Source organism: Enterobacterales bacterium endosymbiont of Anomoneura mori (assembly GCF_047159375.1).
GTDB lineage: Bacteria > Pseudomonadota > Gammaproteobacteria > Enterobacterales > Enterobacteriaceae_A.
In genome coordinates this window covers 52,667-72,360 of the sequence record NZ_AP031381.1, presented here as the reverse complement: position 1 = coordinate 72,360, position 19,694 = coordinate 52,667, and the positions used below count along the sequence as shown (strand labels likewise).

Below are 19,694 nucleotides of genomic sequence, written 5' to 3'. Positions count from 1 at the left end.
TTAGAGAAAAAATGAATAAAATAATGAAAGCTTGTGATTTTATAATTTTTGGAACTAAAGGAGATTTAGCAAAAAGAAAATTATTACCTTCATTATATTATTTAGAAAAATTTAAATATATTCATAAAGATACTCGTATAATAGGTGTTGGACGTGCAAATTGGAAAAATGAAGAATATATTAATTTAGTAAAAAAATCATTAATTAATTTTTTAAATGAAAAAATTGATAAAAAAATTTGGATAAAATTTAGTTCTCGTTTAAAATTTTGCAATTTAGATATTTATCATATTAATAATTTTTTAAATTTAAAAAATATTTTAAACAAAAAAAATAATATTCTAATTAATTATTTTGCTATGCCTTCTAATACTTTTGTTGATATATGTAAAGGATTAAAAAAAATAAAAATTAATAATAAATTATCACGTATTGTATTAGAAAAACCTTTAGGAAATAATTTAAAAACATATAATCAAATAAATAATAAAATTTTAAAATATTTTAATGAATCGCAAATTTATAGAATTGATCATTATTTAGGTAAAGAAACAATTCTTAATTTATTAATATTACGTTTTGCAAATAATTTATTTTTTTCAAATTGGGATAATAATATTATTGATTCTGTTCAAATAACAATTTCAGAAGAAGTTGGAATTGAAGGAAGATTTGAATATTTTGATAAAGTTGGACAAATGAGAGATATGGTTCAAAATCATTTACTTCAAATATTATTATTAATCACTATGTCAATTCCATTAAATTTAAATTCTAAAAGTATTAAAAATGAAAAAATTAAAATTTTACGTTCTTTAAGATGTATTGATTACAATAATGTTGAAAAAAAAACAGTAATAGGTCAATATACATCTGGAATAATTAATAATAAAACTGTGTCAAGTTATTTAGAAGAAATTGGTTTAAATAAAAAAAGTAATACTGAAACCTTTGTTTCTATTCGTGTAGATATAGATAATTTTAAATGGTCAGGAGTACCATTTTATTTACGTACTGGGAAACGTTTAAATAAAAAACTTTCAGAAATTGTAATATATTATAAAAAATTACCTATAAATTTATTTAATGATAATATTAAAGAATTACCACAAAATAAACTTATTATTCGTTTACAACCAAATGAAGGAATTGAAATACATATATTAAATAAAATATTAAATTTAAAAAATAAATATAATTTACAATTAAATAAATTAAATTTAAATTTTTATAAAAAAAATGATAAAAATCATAAACCAGATGCTTATGAACGTTTAATATTAGAAATTATGAAAGGTATTAAAACGCTTTTTATAAGTCATGAAGAAATTGAAGAGTCTTGGAAATGGGTTGATTCTATAATAAATGGATGGAAAGAAAAAAAAATGACACCTATCTTATATAAGTCCGGTTCTTGGGGACCTGAAGAATCAAATAATTTATTAAAAAATGATAAAAGATATTGGAATTAAAAAAATATTAAATATTTTATTTTATTAGATATATTAATTATAAATTTTTTTATTATTTTTAAAAAGGCTTTTAAAAATGTATGCAATTGTTGAAAATGGTGGTAAACAATATAAAGTAGAAGAAAATAAAATTTTATGTATTGAAAAAATAAATGATAAAATCGGAAATAAAATAAAATTAAAAAAAATTCTTTTATTTGTTAATAACAAATATATTAAAATTGGTAAACCTTTTATTAATAATATCATAATTAATGCAGAAATTATTAATCATATAAAAGATATTAAAAAAAAAATAATAAAATTTAAACGTAGAAAACATCAAAAAAAACATTTAGGACATCGTCAAAAATATACAATTATTAAAATTATTAAAATATTAAAAATATAAAAAGGAAACAATGGCACAAAAAAAAGCTGGGGGTTCTACAAAAAATGGACGTGATTCTAAATCTAAAAGATTAGGAATAAAAAAATTTGGTGGTGAATTAGTTTTTCCTGGTAATATTATTATAAGACAAAAAGGAAATAAATTCCATGCTGGTAATTATGTAGGTTGTGCTAAAGATCATACTTTATTTGCATTAAAAAAAGGTAAAATTGAATTTAAAAAAAAAGGTCAAAAAAATAAAAAAATTGTAAATATAAAACTTTTTTAATTTTATATAATATATAATAAATTATATAAAATAAAACACTATCTAAAATAATTTTTAAAATAATGCCTGGCAATTTCCTACTCTTGCATGAGGGAACCTCACACTACCATTGGCGTTACAGCATTTCACTTCTGAGTTCGGAATGGGATCAGGTGGTACTACTGTGCTATCTTTGCCAGGCGAAAAATTTTAAAAAATAACCAAAATATTTATATATCAATTTAATATAAAATTTTTAAATTAAACAAAGTTAAGTCTCACGGTTCATTAGTATTGGTTAGCTAAATATATTGCTATACTTACACATCCAACCTATCTACGTCTTAGTCTTAAACGTTCCTTTAGGAATCATAAAGATTCGGGAAGACTTATCTTGAGGAAAGTTTCGCACTTATATGCTTTCAGCGCTTATCTTATCCGTACTTAACTACCGGGCAATACCATTGGCATGATAACCCGAACATCAGCGGTACGTTCACTCCGCTCCTCTCGTACTAGGAGCAACTCCTCTCAATCTTCCAACGCCCACGGCAGATAGGGACCGAACTGTCTCACGACGTTCTAAACCCAGCTCGCGTACCACTTTAAATGGCGAACAGCCATACCCTTGGGACCTACTTCAGCCCCAGGATGTGATGAGCCGACATCGAGGTGCCAAACACCGCCGTCGATATGAACTCTTGGGCGGTATTAGCCTGTTATCCCCGGAGTACCTTTTATTCGTTGAGCGATGGCCTTTCCATACAGAACCACCGGATCACTAAGACCTGCTTTCGCATCTGCTCGAATCGTCACTCTCGCAGTTAAGCTAGCTTATGCCTTTGCACTAATATTACGATTTCTGACCGTAATTAGCTAACCTTTGTGCTCCTCCGTTACTCTTTGGGAGGAGACCGCCCCAGTCAAACTACCCACCAGACATTGTCTTTATTTCAGTTAATGAAATTAAGTTAGAATATTAAATTTTAAAGGGTGGTATTTCAAGGACGGCTAAATTAAAACTAGCATTTCAATTTTGATGCCTCCCACCTATCCTATACATTAAAAATTAATATTCAATATCAAGCTATAGTAAAGGTTCACGGGGTCTTTCCGTCTTGCCGCGGGTACACTGCATCTTCACAGCAATTTCAATTTCACTGAGTCTCGGGTGGAGACAGTCTGGCCATCATTACGCCATTCGTGCAGGTCGGAACTTACCCGACAAGGAATTTCGCTACCTTAGGACCGTTATAGTTACGGCCGCCGTTTACTGGGGCTTCGATCAAAAGCTTCATATTACTATTAACTTTATCAATTAACCTTCCAGCACCGGGCAGGCGTCACACCGTATACTTCCACTTAAGTGTTTGCACAGTGCTATGTTTTTATTAAACAGTTGCAGCCAGCAATTATCTGCGACTGGTTTCAGCTACATTCGTTTAGAATTTCACATAATACCAGCGTGCCTTATCCCGAAGTTACGACACAATTTTGCCTAGTTCCTTCACCCGAGTTCTCTCAACGCCTTAGTATTCTCTACTTGACCACCTGTGTTGGTTTATAGTACGGTTTTATTTTTATTTTAATTTTAAAAGCTTTTCTTGTAAGTATGGCATCAACTAATTCATCAATTTAATGATTATTCATCACATCTTAAAGTTTAACTTCTACATGTTTAAACCAAGATAACCGACACTTGGCTAGCTTAGCCTTCTTCGTCCCTTTTAAAATAATAAAAATAAAGTACAGGAATATTAACCTGTTAATCATCGACTACGCTTTTCAGCCTCACCTTAGAAACCGACTTACCCTGCCTTGATTACCATTGGACAGGAAACTTTAGTCATTCGGCGAGCAGGTTTTTCACCTGCTTAATCGTTACTTATGTCAGCATTCGCACTTCTGATACCTCCAGAAAATTTTTCAATTTTCCTTCAACGGCTTACAGAACGCTCCTCTACCTAACAATATTAAATTGTTACCACAGCTTCGGTATATAGTTTAAGCCCCGTTAAATCTTCCGCGCAAGCTGACTAGACCAGTGAGCTATTACGCTTTCTTTAAATGATTGCTGCTTCTAAGCCAACATCCTGGCTGTTTATGCCTTCTCACATCGTTTTCCACTTAACTATAATTTAGGGACCTTAGCTGGTGGTCTGGGTTGTTTCCCTTTTCACGACGAATGTTAGCACTCGCCGTGTGTCTCCCATGATAACATTCTTTGATATTCGGAGTTTGCATTGGTTCAGTAAATCGGTAGATTCCTTACCCAAAACAGTGCTCTACCCTCAAAGATGAATTACATGAGGCGCTACCTAAATAGCTTTCGAGGAGAACCAGCTATCTCCCGGTTTGATTGGCCTTTCACCCCTAACCACAAGTCATCCGCTAATTTTTCAACATTAGTCAGTTCAGTCCTTCAATTAATTTTAATTAATTTTCAACTTGCTCATGGTTAGATCACCGGGTTTCGGGTCTACATTTTGAAACTATACGCCCTTTTAAGACTCGGTTTCCCTTTGGCTCCCCTATATGGTTAACCTTGCTACAAAATATAAGTCGCTGACCCATTATACAAAAGGTACGCAGTTACATTTTTTAAAAAAATGCTTCTACTGCTTGTACGTATACGGTTTCAGGTTCTATTTCACTCCCCTCCCGGGGTTCTTTTCACCTTTCCCTCACGGTACTAGTTCACTATCGGTCAATCAAGAGTATTTAGCCTTGGAGGATGGCCCCCCCATATTCAAACAGGATTACACGTGTCCCGTTTTACTAATAGAGAAAAATATATATATTTTTTTCGTATACGGGACTATCACCCTATATTGTGTTATTTTCCAAAAAACTTCTACTAAAAATATTATTTTTTTTATATCTCTTGGCTTTTCCCATTTCGCTCGCCACTACTAAGGGAATCTCAATTGATTTCTTTTCCTCAGGTTACTTAGATGTTTCAATTCACCTGGTTTGCTTTTTGTCACTATTTATTTATGACAAAATAGTGTTTTTTAAAACACTGGGTTTCCCCATTCGGGAATCATTGGGTAATATCGGGTCAATCACCTAACCAATGCTTTTCGCAGATTTGCACGCCCTTCTTCGCCTTTGATTGCCTAGGCATCCACCGTATACGCTTAATTTCTTAACTTTGTAATAATAATATAATAAATAAAAAATTAAAATAATTTAATAAAAAGATGGAGCTAAGCGGAATCGAACCGATGACCTTCTACTTGCAAAGCAGATGCTCTACCAATTGAGCTATAGCCCCTAATTTAATATTTAAATCAATTATATAAAAAATAGGCCTGAGTGGAATTGAACCACCGACCTCACCCTTATCAGGGGTGTGCTCTGGCCATCTGAGCTACAAGCCTATTATTTAATAGGTTGTATAAAAAGTAACTATGGGCACTCACGATTTAAATAAAGTAAGGAGGTGATCCAACCGCAGGTTCCCCTACGGTTACCTTGTTACGACTTCACCCCAGTTATGAACCACAAAGTGGTAATTGCCCTTCCTTAGATTAAGCTAATTACTTCTTTTACAGTTCACTTCCATGGTGTGACGGGCGGTGTGTACAAGGCCCGGGAACGTATTCACCGTAGCATGCTGATCTACGATTACTAGCGATTCCGACTTCATGGAGTCGAGTTGCAGACTTCAATCCGAACTGAGATGTACTTTAAAGATTTGCTTGCTCTCGCGAGTTAGCTACTTTTTGTATACACCATTGTAGCACGTGTGTAGCCCTACTCATAAGGGCCATGATGACTTGACGTCGTCCTCACCTTCCTCCAATTTATCACTGGCAGGTTCCTTTGAGTTCCCGACTTTAATCGCTGGCAACAAAGGATAAGGGTTGCGCTCGTTGCGGGACTTAACCCAACATTTCACAACACGAGCTGACGACAGCCATGCAGCACCTGTCACAAATTCCTTTTTAAAGGTTCATTTTATTTCTAAAATGCTTTTTTTGGATGTCAAGAGTAGGTAAGGTTTTTCGCGTTGCATCGAATTAAACCACATGCTCCACCGCTTGTGCGGGCCCCCGTCAATTCATTTGAGTTTTAACCTTGCGGTCGTACTTCCCAGGCGGTCAATTTAACGTGTTAACTACGAAAGCTATATCTCAAGGATACAACTTTCAAATTGACATTGTTTACAGCATGGACTACCAGGGTATCTAATCCTGTTTGCTCCCCACGCTTTCGCACCTCAGCGTCAGTTTTTGCCCAGGGGGTCGCCTTCGCCACTGGTATTCCTCCAGATATCTGCGCATTTCACCGCTACACCTGGAATTCTACCCCCCTCTACAAAACTCTAGTTTATTAGTATCAAATGCAGTTCCTAAGTTAAGCTTAGGGATTTCACATCTGACTTAATATACCGCCTACGTGCTCTTTACGCCCAGTAATTCTGATTAACGCTAGCACCCTCCGTATTACCGCGGCTGCTGGCACAGAGTTAGCCGGTGCTTCTTTTGTAGGTAACGTCAATTATTAACATATTAAATTAATGTTTTTCTTTCCTACTGAAAGTGTTTTACAACCCTAAGGCCTTCTTCACACACGCGGCATAGCTGCATCAGGCTTTCGCCCATTGTGCAATATTCCCCACTGCTGCCTCCCATAGGAGTCTGGACCGTGTCTCAGTTCCAGTGTGGCTGGCCGTCCTCTCAGACCAGCTAGAGATCGTTGCCTAAGTGAGCCGTTACCTCACTTACTAGCTAATCTCATCTGAGCGCATTCAATGGCGTGAGATTAATTACTCACTTTAATCTTTTTTAAATTAGATATTATATGGCATTAGCAATCATTTCTAAATGTTATTCCTTACCATTGAGTAGCTTCCCAGATATTACTCACCCGTTCGCCGCTCGCCGACAAAACAAAATTCCGTTTTTCGTTGCCGCTCGACTTGCATGTGTTAAGCTTGCCGCTAGCGTTCAATCTGAGCCATGATCAAACTCTTCAATTTTAAAACATTTTTTATTTCTAATTCATAATTTACATGTTTATTTACTGTATATAAAAAATTAAATAAATCTCAAAAGAGATTAAAATTTTCTGTGAGTGCCCACAAATTACCCAAAAGTTTAAATAAAAAATATTTATTTAAACTTTTGAATTAATATTATATTATTTTTTTATTTTAATGTCAAGCATTTAATTAAAAATATTTATAACTTGTTTAATTATTTTTAATTATAAATATTTAAATAGTTTTAAATATAAAATAAAAAAATATTATTTAATATTAAATATAATAAATTTTTAAATAATAAATATTAGTTGCAATTTTTTTTTTTTATGTTATAATATATTTATAAAAAAAAATTGGGTCGTTAGCTCAGTCGGTAGAGCAGTTGACTTTTAATCAATTGGTCGCAGGTTCAAATCCCGCACGACCCATTTTAAAATAATTTTATTTTAATATAAAAATGGAGTAATATGAAATTTATAATTAAAAGAGAAACATTATTAAACAATATTCATCAATTAAATTACACATTAAATATTAATAATTTATATATATATAATAATATTTTATTAGAAATTAAAAATAATATTTTAACTATAATAAATTCAAATCAAGATATAGAAGTAATATCAAAAATTAACCTTTTAGGAAAAAATGAAAATGGTAGAATAACAGTTTCTACACGTAATTTTATAAATATATTTAAAAATTTATCAAAAAATTCTGAAGTATTAGTAAAATTAAATAAAGAATTAATAATTATAAAATCAAAATTTAGTAAATTTTGTTTATCTACATTACCTGCTGATAATTTTCCAAATATAGATAAATGGAAAATTTTAACTCAATTAGAATTTAAATTAAATCAATGTATATTTAAAAAAATAATTAAAAGTACATTTTTTTCAATATCTAATAATGATATTAGATATTGTTTAAATAATATTTATTTAGAAATTAAAAAAAACATAATTAAATGTACTACTTCAGATGGACATAGATTATCTATTGCAACATTATATATTAAAGAAGATTTACCTTTTTGTTCAATAATTATACCAAAAAAAATAATTTTTGAAATATTAAAAATATTAAAAGAAGGAAATTTAAAATTACAAATTGGAAAAAATAATATACGTATATATATAAAAAATTTAATTTTTACTTCTAAATTAATAAATGGTAATTATCCTAATTATAAAAAAATATTAAATGATAATGAAGGTGAAAATTTTGAAATAAATTCTGAAAATTTAAAAAATGCAATAAAACGTGTTTCTATTTTATCAAGTGAAAAATTTAATATTGTATATTTAACTTTAAATAATAATAAATTAAAAATTAAAACACATAAACCTCCTAAAGAAGAAGCTATAGAGTATATAAAAATAATTTATAATGGACCTAAAAAAAAAATTGGAATTAATTTAAATTATATCTTACCAATATTAAATTATTTAAAAAAAAAAAATATAAATATTTTAATTAAAAATAACGATAATAGTATTCAAATAAAATATTTTAATAAAAATATAAAATATTTATATATTATAATGCCAGTAATAATATAAAATTTTAAATATTTTTTTTAATTTTTTTAATTACATTTTGTAATTCACCTGTTTTATAAAGATATTTAAGAATATCATAACCACCTATGAATTCTTTATTTATAAATATTTGAGGAAAAGTAATCCAATTTGAATATTTAAATAATTCAGATTTTACAAATTGTTTTTTTAAAATATTAACATAAGCAAATTTATTACAACATTTACTTAAAATTTTTACAGCTTTTTCAGAAAATATACAACTTGGATTTTTTGGAGTTCCTTTCATATATATTAAAATTAAATTGTTATCTATTTGTTTTTTTATTTGATCAATTACTTTCATAAAAAATAATTTTTAAAATTTATATTTATAAATTATTATTAATTTGAAATAAATTTATTAAATCTTAAAAAAAATTAAATTTTAATAAATTATGAAATTATTTTAGTAACCAATCCTGCTCCAACAGTTTTTCCACCCTCTCTAATTGCAAAACGCAAACCAACATCCATAGCAATAGGATTAATTAAAGTAACTAACATTTTTATATTATCACCAGGCATAACCATTTCAATTTTTTTATTTAAAAATTCAATTGTACCAGTTACATCAGTAGTTCTAAAATAAAATTGAGGTTTATAACCTTTAAAAAAAGGAGTATGTCTTCCACCTTCTTCTTTATTTAATATGTAAACTTCTGATTCAAAAGTAGTATAAGGTTTAATTGATCCAGGTTTTGCTAAAACTTGACCTCTTTCAATATCTTCACGTTTAATTCCACGTAATAAAATACCAATATTTTCTCCTGCTCTACCTTCATCTAATAATTTTCTAAACATTTCAACACCTGTACAAATAGTTTTAATAGTTTTCTTAATTCCTATTATTTCAATTTCTTCACCTACTTTAATAATTCCTTTTTCTACTCTACCAGTTACTACAGTACCTCTTCCAGAAATAGAAAAAACATCTTCAATAGGTAATAAAAAATCTTTTTCAATTAAACGCTTAGGTTCAGGTATATATGAATCTAAACAATTAGAAAGTTCTAAAATTTTTTCAATCCATTTTTTATCTCCTTCTAATGCTTTTAACGCTGAGCCTCTAATTATTGGTGTTTTATCTCCTGGAAAATTATATTTTGTTAAAAGTTCTTTTATTTCCATTTCTACTAATTCTAAAAGTTCTTCGTCTTTTACCATATCACATTTATTTAAAAAAACTATTATATAAGGTACACCTACTTGACGACTTAATAAAATATGTTCTCTAGTTTGAGGCATAGGGCCATCAGTTGCAGCAACAACTAAAATTGCACCATCCATTTGTGCAGCACCAGTAATCATATTTTTTATATAATCAGCATGTCCTGGACAATCAACATGAGCATAATGGCGAATATTTGTATTATATTCAACATGAGAAGTATTTATTGTAATCCCTCTAGCTTTTTCTTCTGGAGCATTATCTATTTGCTCAAAAGCTTTTGCAATACCTCCAAATTTTTTTGATAATACTGTAGTAATTGCAGATGTAAGAGTTGTTTTCCCATGATCTACATGACCTATTGTACCAACATTTAAATGAATTTTTTTACGTTCAAATTTTTCTTTAGACAATTTTTTCCTTTCAAAATAAAAATAAATATTTAAAATAAAAAATTATTTATATCCTCTTTTTTCTATAATTTTTTTTGATATATTATTAGGTAATAAATCATATTTTAAAAATTCCATATAATAAAAAGCTCTTCCTTTAGTTAAAGATCTTAAACTTGTTGAATATCCAAACATTTCAGATAAAGGTACTTCACATAAAACAATAATATTGTTTAAATTATTTTTTTGACTTTTTAAAATTCCTCTACGTCTAATTAAATCACCAATTATATCACCTATTTTATTTTTTGGTGTTTCAATTTCTACTTTCATAATTGGTTCAAGTAATACTGGATTTGATTTTTTAAAACCTTTTTTAAATGCTATAGAAGAAGCAACTTTAAAAGCTATTTCAGAAGAATCAACATCATGATATGATCCATAATGTAAACGAACTCCTACATTTACAACTGGATATCCTGATAATGGTCCTGATTTTAATTGTTCTTTAATTCCTTTTTTAATAGCTGGAATATATTCATTAGGAATAACACCTCCTTTAATATCATTTATAAATTCATATTTTTCTAAATTTAAAGTTGATTTTAATGGATAAATATCAATAACTACATGACCATATTGTCCTCTACCACCTGTTTGTTTAATATATTTACCTTCAATATTAATACTTTTTTTAATAATTGTTTCTTTATAAGCAACTTGAGGTTTTCCTATATTTGCTTCTACTTTAAATTCACGTTTCATTCTATCTATTATTATATCAAGATGTAATTCTCCCATTCCAGAAATTATAGTTTGATTAGTTTCTAAATCTAAATTTACACGAAAAGAAGGATCTTCTTTTGCTAAACGATTTAAAGCAATTCCCATTTTTTCTTGATCAACTTTTGTTTTTGGTTCAACTGCTATAGAAATTACAGGTGTAGGAAATTCCATTTTTTCTAAAATAATAGGATTTTCAATATCACATAAAGTATCACCAGTAGTTACACTTTTTAAACCTATAGCAGCAACAATATCACCAGTAAAAATTTCTTTAATTTCTTCTCTTTTATTAGCATGCATTTGTAAAATTCGACCAAATCTTTCACGTAAAGATTTTGTAGAATTTAATATAACACTACCAGAATTAATTTTACCTGAATATACTCTAAAAAATGTTAGATTACCTACATAAGGATCAGTAATTATTTTAAATGCAAGAGCTGAAAATGATTCATTATCATTTGTTAAACGTTTTATTTTTTTTTTATTTTTATCTATTCCATAAATATATGGAATATCTTTTGGAGATGGTAAATATTCTATAATTGAATCTAATAATGCTTGAACACCTTTATTTTTAAAAGCTGATCCGCAAGTAATTAAAGTTATTTCATTATTTATTACACGTTTTCTTAATGCTTGTTTAATTTCATCTTCATTTATTTTTTTATCATCTAAATATTTTTGCATTAATTCTTCTGATACTTCTGCTGCAGATTCTATTATTTTTTTATTCCAATTTTCAGATATTTCTTTCATATCATTTGGAATATCTTTGTAAATAAATGTATTTCCTAAATCATTTTTATTCCATATAATTGCTTTCATTTTTATTAAATCAATTATTCCAATAAATTTTTCTTCTTTTCCAATAGGTAATTGTAATAATACAGGTTCAGCATTTAAATTATCTTTAATTTGTTTTATAACTTTAAAAAAATTTGCTCCAATTCTATCCATTTTATTAATAAAAACAATACGTGGAACATTATATTTATTAGCTTGTTTCCATACAGTTTCAGTTTGAGGTTGAACACCTCCAACAGAACAAAATACAATTATTACACCATCTAATATTCTCATAGAACGTTCTACTTCAATAGTAAAATCAACATGTCCAGGTGTATCAATTATATTAATTCTATGAGGTTTAAATTGTTTTAACATACCTGACCAAAAAGTAGTTGTAGAAGCTGCTGTTATAGTTATTCCTCTTTCTTGTTCTTGTTCCATCCAATCCATAGTAGCTGTACCATCATGAACTTCACCTATTTTATGATTTATACCAGTATAAAATAAAATACGTTCAGTAGTTGTTGTTTTTCCTGCATCTATATGTGCGCTAATACCAATATTACGATAATTTTCAATTGGTGTTTTTCTTAACATTTTTAACTCCTTTATTTTAAAATTTATAAAAAATTCTACCATTTATAATGCGCAAATGCTTTATTAGCTTCTGCCATTTTATGTATATTTTCACGTTTTTTTATTGCTAAACCTTTATTATTTGATGCATCAAAAATTTCTTTTGATAATTTCAATGACATTGATTTATTTTTTTGTTTTTGAGCAGATTCAATAATCCATCTAATTGCTAAAGTATTTTTCCTTATAGAATTTACTTCAATTGGTACTTGATATGTAGTTCCACCTATTTTACGTGATTTTACTTCTACTTTTGGACCTACATTATTAATAGCTTTTATTAAAACATCTAAAGAAAATTCTTTAGTAAAATTAACTAAATTTTTTAATGCATTATATACTATAAATTCTGCAATTGTTTTTTTACCATTTACCATTATTATATTAATAAATTTTGATATTAATTTTGAATTAAATTTTAAATCTGGTAAAATTTTATGTTTTTTAATATTTTTACGACGTGGCATAAAAAATTCCTTTTTAAAATAATAAAAAATATAATTTAAAATTTATTTATTTATATTTTTTTTAACACCATATTTAGAACGAGATTTTTTTCTATCTTTAACACCATTACAATCAAGTTTTCCTCTAATTGTATGATATCTTACACCAGGTAAATCTTTAACACGCCCACCTCTAATTAATATTACAGAATGTTCTTGAAGATTATGCCCTTCACCACCAATATATGATGTAACTTCAAAACCATTAGTTAAACGAACTCTGCAAACTTTTCTTAATGCTGAATTTGGTTTTTTAGGCGTAGTAGTATATACTTTAATACAAACTCCACGTTTTTGTGGACTTTTTTTTAAAGCTGGTACATTACTTTTAAAAATTTTATTATGTCTAGGTTTTCTAATTAATTGATTAATTGTTACCATTTAATCCTTTATTTTTTAAAAATAATTTATTAAATAAAATAAAATTATTATAAATTTTAAATATTAAAATTTATAATTTTAAAATTAATTTTAATATTTATAAAAGATATTTTTTTTATAATATTTAAAAATTTTTAAAAAATATTATATTTATTAATTATAATAATATAATTAGATTTTATTTAAATTATAAACTAATTAATATTTTAAAAAAATATTAATAAATAATTAATTTAAATTAAATATTAATTATTTAATATAATATAAATTAATATAAAGGATAAAATGTCTAAAATAAAAAAAGTAATATCACGCGAAATTTTAGATTCTAGAGGTTTTCCAACAATAGAAACTGAAGTTCATTTAGAAAGTGGATTTATAGGTATAGCATCAGTACCATCTGGAGCTTCTACAGGAACTTATGAATCTTTAGAATTAAGAGATAATGATAAATCAAGATTTTTTGGAAAAGGTGTATTGAAATCAGTTTATATAATTAATAAAAAAATTTCAAAATTTATTATAGGAAAAAATTCTTTAAATCAAAAAAATATAGATAATTTAATGATTAAATTGGATGGTACAAAAAATAAATCAAATTTAGGAGCTAATTCAATTTTAAGTGTTTCTTTAGCAAATGCAAAAGCAGCAGCTTCTTATAAAGGTATTCCTTTATATGAATATATTTCAGAATTAAATAAAACACCTAAAATTTTTTCTATGCCTTTACCAATGATAAATATTATAAATGGAGGAAAACATGCAAATAATAATATTGATATACAAGAATTTATGATACAACCAATAAGTGCAAAAACTTTTAAAGAATCTTTAATAATAGGAGCAGAAGTTTTTCATAATTTAGGAAAAATTTTAAAATATAAAAAAATGTCTACATCAGTAGGTGATGAAGGTGGATATGCACCAAATTTAAAATCTAATGAAGAAGCATTTAATTTAATTATTGAAGCTGTTGAAAAATCTGGTTATAAATTAGGTAAAGATATTACCTTTGCAATTGATTGTGCAGCTTCAGAATTATATAAAAATAAAAAATATATAATTAATGAAAATAATAAAAAAATTTTTTATACATCTAAAAAATTTAGTGATTTTTTAAAAAAATTAACAAAAAAATTTCCAATTTTATCTATAGAAGATGGTTTAGATGAATCAGATTGGGAAGGTTTTATATATCAAACAAAAATTATGGGTAAAAAAATACAATTAGTAGGTGACGATTTATTTGTAACTAATCCAATTTTATTAAAAAAAGGTATATTAAATAATATGGCTAATGCTATTTTAATTAAATATAATCAAATAGGTACTCTTACTGAAACTTTAAAAACTATTAAAATAGCTAAAAAATATGGTTATAATACTATAATATCACATCGTTCTGGAGAAACTGAAGATACAACTATTTGTGATTTAGCGGTAGGTACTTCAGCAGGTCAAATAAAAACAGGTTCTATAAGTAGAACAGACCGAATAGCAAAATATAATAGATTAATAAGAATTGAAGAAAATTTAAAAAATAAAGCACATTTTAAAGGTTTAAAAGAAATTAAAAAATTAAAATAAATATTAATAAAAATTAAATTTTCTTTTTTTTTTAAAAAAAATTTTTAAAATATTTTGACATTTATTAAATAAAATTCCAGAAGTAATTTTAATTTTATAATTAGTTCCTAAATTACCTAAAGTATTTAATAAAAAATTTATTGCCCCTATTTTATTACAAGAAGCTCCATAAACTAATCTTTTTATATGACTATTAATTATAGCACCAGTACACATTATACAAGGTTCTAAAGTAACATATAATGTTGTATTTAATAAATGATTATTTTTAAAAATCTTTCCACTATTTCTTAAAACAATAATTTCAGAATGTGCTGTAGGATCATTATTTTTAATAGTTTTGTTATATGACATACTAATAATTTTATTTTTTAAAATAAGTATTGATCCAACAGGAAATTCACCTTTATAATAAGCATATAAAGCAATTTTATATGCTTTTTCCATCCAATAAATATCATTATTTATCATTTTTTAATTTTTTAAAAAATAAAATTATTTAAAAAAAATTAAATATTTAAATATAAACAAAGATAAATTGAAATATTTCCAACAGTTTTTTTTTTTTTAATATACCAATTATTTGGAAAATTAATTATATTTTTTTTTTCTGTTTCTATATAAATTAATGTTTTATTTGATAAATATTTTTTTTTTTCTAATAAAAAAATAATTTTATTTATTAAATTTTTACCAAAAGGTGGATCTAAAAAAATAATATTAAAATATTTCATTTTTTTAAAATTTAACCATTTAAAAACATCAATATAAATTACATTATTATAGTAATTAAATAAATTTAAATTTTTTTTTAATTGTTTAAAAATATTTATATTATTTTCTAAAAAAAAAACACTTTTAGCATTACGAGATAATGCTTCTAAACCTAATGAACCACTTCCTGCAAAACAATCTATACATTTTGAATTTTGTATATAAGGATTTAACCAATTAAATAAAATTTTCTTAATTAAACTTATAGATGGTCGTAAAATATAATTATTAGTAATAAATAATTTACGATTTTTCCATTTACCTCCAATTATTTTAATTTTTCCAATTTTTTTTTTTTTAATTTTAAATAAATTATTTTTTTTATACTTTAACATAAAATTATTTTGAATTTATATTAATTATTATAAATATTAACTAATTAAATATTTATATAATTTTTAAATTATTTATTTAAAATATTTTAATTTTTAAAAAATTAAAATAATAAAAATATTTTAATTTGTTATTTAAAAATAATAATTAATTTAAATTTTAATATTTGAATAATTTTCAAAAAAAATTATTTTTTCATTTTGTTTTTTATTAATTATTAAAAATTTATTTTTATTTTCAAAAATGTTATTATTAATATTTATTTTAAATATATTATTTTTATTAGTAATTAAAATAATATAATTTTTATTAATATTATGTATAATTGAAATTATTTTTTTTTTATTATTTAAAAAAAATAATTCATTTTTATTTAAATTATTTATATTTTTTTTATAAATATAATTATCTTCTGTTAAAATTAAATAATTACTTTTTTTTTCATTATTAATAATTAAAAAAATTAATTTATCTTTTTTATTTAAAAATTTTTTTTTAATATTTATTATATTATAATTTTTTTTTTTTATTTTATTTTCATTTAAATATATAATTTGACCATATAAAGTAAATAAAATTATATAATCATTTGATTTAATACAATTAATATTTAATAATTTATCATTTTCATCTAAATCAATAATTTTTTTAATTTTAGATTTAAATTTTAAATATTCTTCTATATTAATTTTTTTAATTATACCATTTATAGTTGAAATAATTAAAAAATTATATTTTTTAATAATATTAAATGATAAAATTTTTTGAATATATTCATTTTTTTTTAATATTATAAAATTATTTATTTTATTATTTTGTTTAAAAATATATTTTTTAAATTTTTCAACTTCTATTAAATAATAAAAACCTAAATTTGAAAATAATATAATTTTTTCATAAATATTTATTAATATAAAACAACGTAATAAATCATGATAATTAATTTTAATTTTTTTAATATTTAAATTAATTTTATTTAATTTTATATATCCTTTATAAGATATTGAAAATATAATATTTTTATTAAATATGTTTTTTTTATCATAATTGTTAAATTTAATTATTGTACGTCTATTATCACCAAATTTTTTTTTTAAATATATTAATTCTTCAATTATAATATTTGTTAAATATTTAGAATTTTTTAAAATTATTAATAAATCAATACTTTTTATTATTATATTTTTATATTCATTGATTAAATTATGATATTCCATTCTAATTAATTTATGTAAACGTAATTCTAAAATAGCTTTTATTTGTTTTTTTGTAAAAAAATATTTTTTTTTATTAATAATATATTTTTTATTTAACCAATTAGGATAAATTAAATTTTTTTTAGAATATTTAATAATATAAATAAATTTATCAATTTTCCATGTATTTAAAGATAATAAAATTTCTGCTTCTTTTAATGTTTTTACTTTTTTTAATATTTTAATTATATTTTTGATATTTATTAATGCAATAATTAAACCTTCTAAAATATGTATTCTTTCTTTAATTTTATTTAATAAAAAAATTGTTCTTCTTGTTACAATTTCACGACGATGATTTAAAAAAGCTTCTAAAATATTTTTTAAATTTAATAATTTAGGTTGTCCTTTATATAAAGCAACCATATTTATATTAAAAAAAGTTTCTAATTTTGTTAATAAATATAATTTTTTTATAATTTTTTTATATATAGCATTTTTTTTAAGTTTTATAACAATTCTCATACCATCTTTATCTGATTCATCATTTAAATTTTTAATATTTTTTAAAGTTTTATTTTTAATTAATTTAGAAATTTTTTTAATTAAAATTAATTTATTTACTTGATAAGGTAATTCATTTATAATAATTTTTATGACTTTATTTTTTAAATTTTTTTGTAATTTTATTTTTGCTCTTATTATAATTTTTCCTTTACCAGTCTTATAAGCTTTTTTAATTTCATCAATACCATAAATTATACCAAATGTAGGAAAATCAGGTCCTGGAATATATTTCATTAATTTTTTTATAGTAATATTTTTGTTCTTAATATATTCTAAACAGGCATTAATCACTTCAGATAAATTATGAGGTGGAATATTAGTTACCATACCAACAGCAATTCCAGATGACCCATTAATTAATAAATTTGGTAATTTTGTAGGTAAAACTACTGGAATTAAATGAGTATTATCATAATTATTAACAAATTCTACTGTATTTTTTTCTAAATCAGATAATAATTCAAAAGTAATTTTAGACATACGTATTTCAGTATATCTCATAGCGGCAGCATTATCACCATCAATAGAACCAAAATTACCTTGTCCATCTATTAATGTATATCTTAAAGAAAATGTTTGAGCCATACGAACAATAGTATCGTACACAGCTTTATCCCCATGGGGATGGTATTTACCAATAACATCACCAACAATTCTTGCAGATTTTTTATATGTTTTAATCCATTTTTCATTCATTTTATACATTGCATATAAAATTCTACGATGTACTGGTTTTAAACCATCCCTAACATCTGGTAAAGCTCTACCAATAATTACTGACATAGCATACTCAAGATATGATTTTTTAAGTTCTTTTTCTATATTTATAAAATATTTTTTATTATTTAACAATTTTTTCCTTTAAAATATTTAAATATTAAATATTCAATAAATTAATTCAATTAATATAATTTTAAAATATTAAATATTGATTTTATTTTTAAAATATATTACAATTGTAAAAATATTTTTTTAAAAAAATATAAATATGCCGGCTTAGCTCAGTAGGTAGAGCAACTGATTTGTAATCAGTATGTCACCAGTTCAATTCCGGTAGCCGGCATATTTATAATTCGGTGGGATTCCCGAGAGGTTAAAGGGAGTAGACTGTAAATCTACCGTCAAAGACTTCGAAGGTTCGAATCCTTCTCCCACCATTTACTATTACATTATTTTATATATATGCGGATATAGTATAAAGGTTATTATATTAGCCTTCCAAGTTAATGATATGGGTTCAATTCCCATTATCCGCTTTTTAAAATAAATAATCTTCAATAACAAAACATTTGTTTTAATAATTAACATAAAATATTTTTATTTAATTATTTCTAATAAATAAAAGTTTAATTAATTTAATTAAAAACATTTTTTTTTCCTTTTAAAAAAAAATAATAATTTTTTAAAAATTTAATATTAATAAATTATTTAAATATGTAAGGGTTTATGAAAATAAATAAATATTTTTATAATATTAAAAATAAATTAAATTTTAAGTTATTTTTAACAATATTTATTATATTATTAATTAATTTATATATTTATAATAAATATAATAAATTATTTAATATTTTATTTTTTTCAACAATTGTAATTATAAATGTTATTTTAACTATTAAAATATTAAATAAAAAAAGTATATCATTGATATTTAATGAAATATATTTTGAAATTAAAAAAATATTTTTTCCAACATTTTTAGAAGTATTATATAACTCTTTAATTATTACTATATTTATTATTTTTTTTTCATTTATTTTATATTTATTTGATAATATTATATATTATTTAATTAATTCAATAATTAAATTTTGAATATTAAAAAAATAATATAAATTAAAATTTTAAAAAAGTAAAATATTTATTATATAAACATAAAAAAAA

The 19,694-nt window shown here is 24.2% G+C and carries 14 protein-coding genes, 6 tRNA genes and 3 rRNA genes; 10 read left to right on the top strand and 13 right to left on the bottom strand.

The window, feature by feature from the left end:
- Nucleotides 1-11: 11 nt before the first annotated feature.
- The 3 genes from zwf (at nucleotide 12) to rpmA (ending at nucleotide 2,131) form a co-directional block, all read left to right on the top strand.
- Nucleotides 12-1,472 carry a glucose-6-phosphate dehydrogenase gene (gene zwf, locus ACMCL3_RS00370; protein ID WP_412728821.1) on the top strand — a complete coding sequence of 487 codons (1,461 nt, stop codon included), beginning with the start codon at nucleotides 12-14 and terminating at the stop codon, nucleotides 1,470-1,472.
- A 76-nt stretch (nucleotides 1,473-1,548) separates the two neighbouring features.
- Nucleotides 1,549-1,863 carry a 50S ribosomal protein L21 gene (gene rplU, locus ACMCL3_RS00365; RefSeq protein ID WP_412728820.1) on the top strand — a complete coding sequence of 105 codons (315 nt, stop codon included), beginning with the start codon at nucleotides 1,549-1,551 and terminating at the stop codon, nucleotides 1,861-1,863.
- Between the two features lie 10 nt (nucleotides 1,864-1,873).
- Complete coding sequence (gene rpmA / locus ACMCL3_RS00360; protein ID WP_412728819.1) at nucleotides 1,874-2,131, top strand: 50S ribosomal protein L27; 258 nt, start codon at nucleotides 1,874-1,876, stop codon at nucleotides 2,129-2,131.
- A 64-nt stretch (nucleotides 2,132-2,195) separates the two neighbouring features.
- Here rpmA and rrf read toward each other — a convergent pair.
- From rrf to ACMCL3_RS00335, 5 genes are all read right to left on the bottom strand, one after another.
- A 5S ribosomal RNA gene (gene rrf / locus ACMCL3_RS00355) occupies nucleotides 2,196-2,311 on the bottom strand.
- A gap of 66 nt (nucleotides 2,312-2,377) precedes the next feature.
- Nucleotides 2,378-5,264 (bottom strand): 23S ribosomal RNA (locus ACMCL3_RS00350).
- A gap of 50 nt (nucleotides 5,265-5,314) precedes the next feature.
- Nucleotides 5,315-5,387, bottom strand: a tRNA-Ala gene (locus tag ACMCL3_RS00345).
- 32 nt (nucleotides 5,388-5,419) lie between these two features.
- Nucleotides 5,420-5,493 (bottom strand) — tRNA-Ile (locus ACMCL3_RS00340).
- A gap of 55 nt (nucleotides 5,494-5,548) precedes the next feature.
- Nucleotides 5,549-7,097, bottom strand: a 16S ribosomal RNA gene (locus ACMCL3_RS00335).
- Together the 16S, 23S and 5S rRNA genes with 2 tRNA genes alongside form the textbook arrangement of a ribosomal RNA operon.
- Before the next feature lie 361 nt (nucleotides 7,098-7,458).
- Here ACMCL3_RS00335 and ACMCL3_RS00330 point away from each other — a divergent pair.
- Nucleotides 7,459-7,531, top strand: a tRNA-Lys gene (locus tag ACMCL3_RS00330).
- A 39-nt stretch (nucleotides 7,532-7,570) separates the two neighbouring features.
- The gene (dnaN, locus tag ACMCL3_RS00325; protein WP_412728818.1) at nucleotides 7,571-8,671 is read left to right on the top strand and encodes a DNA polymerase III subunit beta; all 1,101 of its coding nucleotides are present in this window, start codon (nucleotides 7,571-7,573) and stop codon (nucleotides 8,669-8,671) included.
- Nucleotides 8,672-8,675: 4 nt separating this feature from the next.
- Here the strand turns inward: dnaN and grxD are convergent, their stop codons facing one another.
- From grxD to rpsL, 5 genes are all read right to left on the bottom strand, one after another.
- Nucleotides 8,676-8,996, bottom strand: coding sequence for a Grx4 family monothiol glutaredoxin (gene grxD, locus ACMCL3_RS00320; RefSeq protein ID WP_412728817.1), 321 nt, complete (start codon nucleotides 8,994-8,996; stop codon nucleotides 8,676-8,678).
- A gap of 89 nt (nucleotides 8,997-9,085) precedes the next feature.
- Nucleotides 9,086-10,273, bottom strand: a complete 1,188-nt coding sequence (gene tuf, locus ACMCL3_RS00315; RefSeq protein WP_412728816.1) for an elongation factor Tu — start codon at nucleotides 10,271-10,273, stop codon at nucleotides 9,086-9,088.
- A 42-nt stretch (nucleotides 10,274-10,315) separates the two neighbouring features.
- Nucleotides 10,316-12,427, bottom strand: a complete 2,112-nt coding sequence (gene fusA / locus ACMCL3_RS00310; RefSeq protein WP_412728815.1) for an elongation factor G — start codon at nucleotides 12,425-12,427, stop codon at nucleotides 10,316-10,318.
- A 35-nt stretch (nucleotides 12,428-12,462) separates the two neighbouring features.
- On the bottom strand, nucleotides 12,463-12,933 hold the full coding sequence (rpsG, locus tag ACMCL3_RS00305) for a 30S ribosomal protein S7 (protein ID WP_412728814.1): 471 nt from the start codon (nucleotides 12,931-12,933) through the stop codon (nucleotides 12,463-12,465).
- Nucleotides 12,934-12,975: 42 nt separating this feature from the next.
- Nucleotides 12,976-13,353, bottom strand: a complete 378-nt coding sequence (gene rpsL, locus ACMCL3_RS00300) for a 30S ribosomal protein S12 (protein WP_412728813.1) — start codon at nucleotides 13,351-13,353, stop codon at nucleotides 12,976-12,978.
- Between the two features lie 285 nt (nucleotides 13,354-13,638).
- On the opposite strand from rpsL, the gene eno reads away from it, so the two are divergent.
- The gene (gene eno / locus ACMCL3_RS00295) at nucleotides 13,639-14,940 is read left to right on the top strand and encodes a phosphopyruvate hydratase (RefSeq protein WP_412728812.1); all 1,302 of its coding nucleotides are present in this window, start codon (nucleotides 13,639-13,641) and stop codon (nucleotides 14,938-14,940) included.
- 3 nt (nucleotides 14,941-14,943) lie between these two features.
- Here eno and tadA read toward each other — a convergent pair whose 3' ends face one another.
- The 3 genes from tadA to ACMCL3_RS00280 form a co-directional block, all read right to left on the bottom strand.
- Entirely contained in the window at nucleotides 14,944-15,411 is a 468-nt protein-coding gene (tadA, locus tag ACMCL3_RS00290) for a tRNA adenosine(34) deaminase TadA (protein ID WP_412728811.1), read from the bottom strand.
- Between the two features lie 38 nt (nucleotides 15,412-15,449).
- Nucleotides 15,450-16,049 carry a 16S rRNA (guanine(966)-N(2))-methyltransferase RsmD gene (gene rsmD / locus ACMCL3_RS00285; RefSeq protein WP_412728810.1) on the bottom strand — a complete coding sequence of 200 codons (600 nt, stop codon included), beginning with the start codon at nucleotides 16,047-16,049 and terminating at the stop codon, nucleotides 15,450-15,452.
- 150 nt (nucleotides 16,050-16,199) lie between these two features.
- The gene (locus tag ACMCL3_RS00280) at nucleotides 16,200-18,662 is read right to left on the bottom strand and encodes a DNA topoisomerase (ATP-hydrolyzing) subunit A (RefSeq protein ID WP_412728809.1); all 2,463 of its coding nucleotides are present in this window, start codon (nucleotides 18,660-18,662) and stop codon (nucleotides 16,200-16,202) included.
- 138 nt (nucleotides 18,663-18,800) lie between these two features.
- On the opposite strand from ACMCL3_RS00280, the gene ACMCL3_RS00275 reads away from it, so the two are divergent.
- The 4 genes from ACMCL3_RS00275 (at nucleotide 18,801) to secE (ending at nucleotide 19,625) form a co-directional block, all read left to right on the top strand.
- Nucleotides 18,801-18,873: transfer RNA gene (locus tag ACMCL3_RS00275), tRNA-Thr, on the top strand.
- Nucleotides 18,874-18,885: 12 nt separating this feature from the next.
- Nucleotides 18,886-18,967 (top strand) — tRNA-Tyr (locus tag ACMCL3_RS00270).
- Nucleotides 18,968-18,994: 27 nt separating this feature from the next.
- A tRNA-Gly gene (locus ACMCL3_RS00265) sits at nucleotides 18,995-19,066 on the top strand.
- Nucleotides 19,067-19,256: 190 nt separating this feature from the next.
- Complete coding sequence (gene secE / locus ACMCL3_RS00260) at nucleotides 19,257-19,625, top strand: preprotein translocase subunit SecE (RefSeq protein WP_412728808.1); 369 nt, start codon at nucleotides 19,257-19,259, stop codon at nucleotides 19,623-19,625.
- The last annotated feature ends 69 nt before the right edge of the window (nucleotides 19,626-19,694 follow it).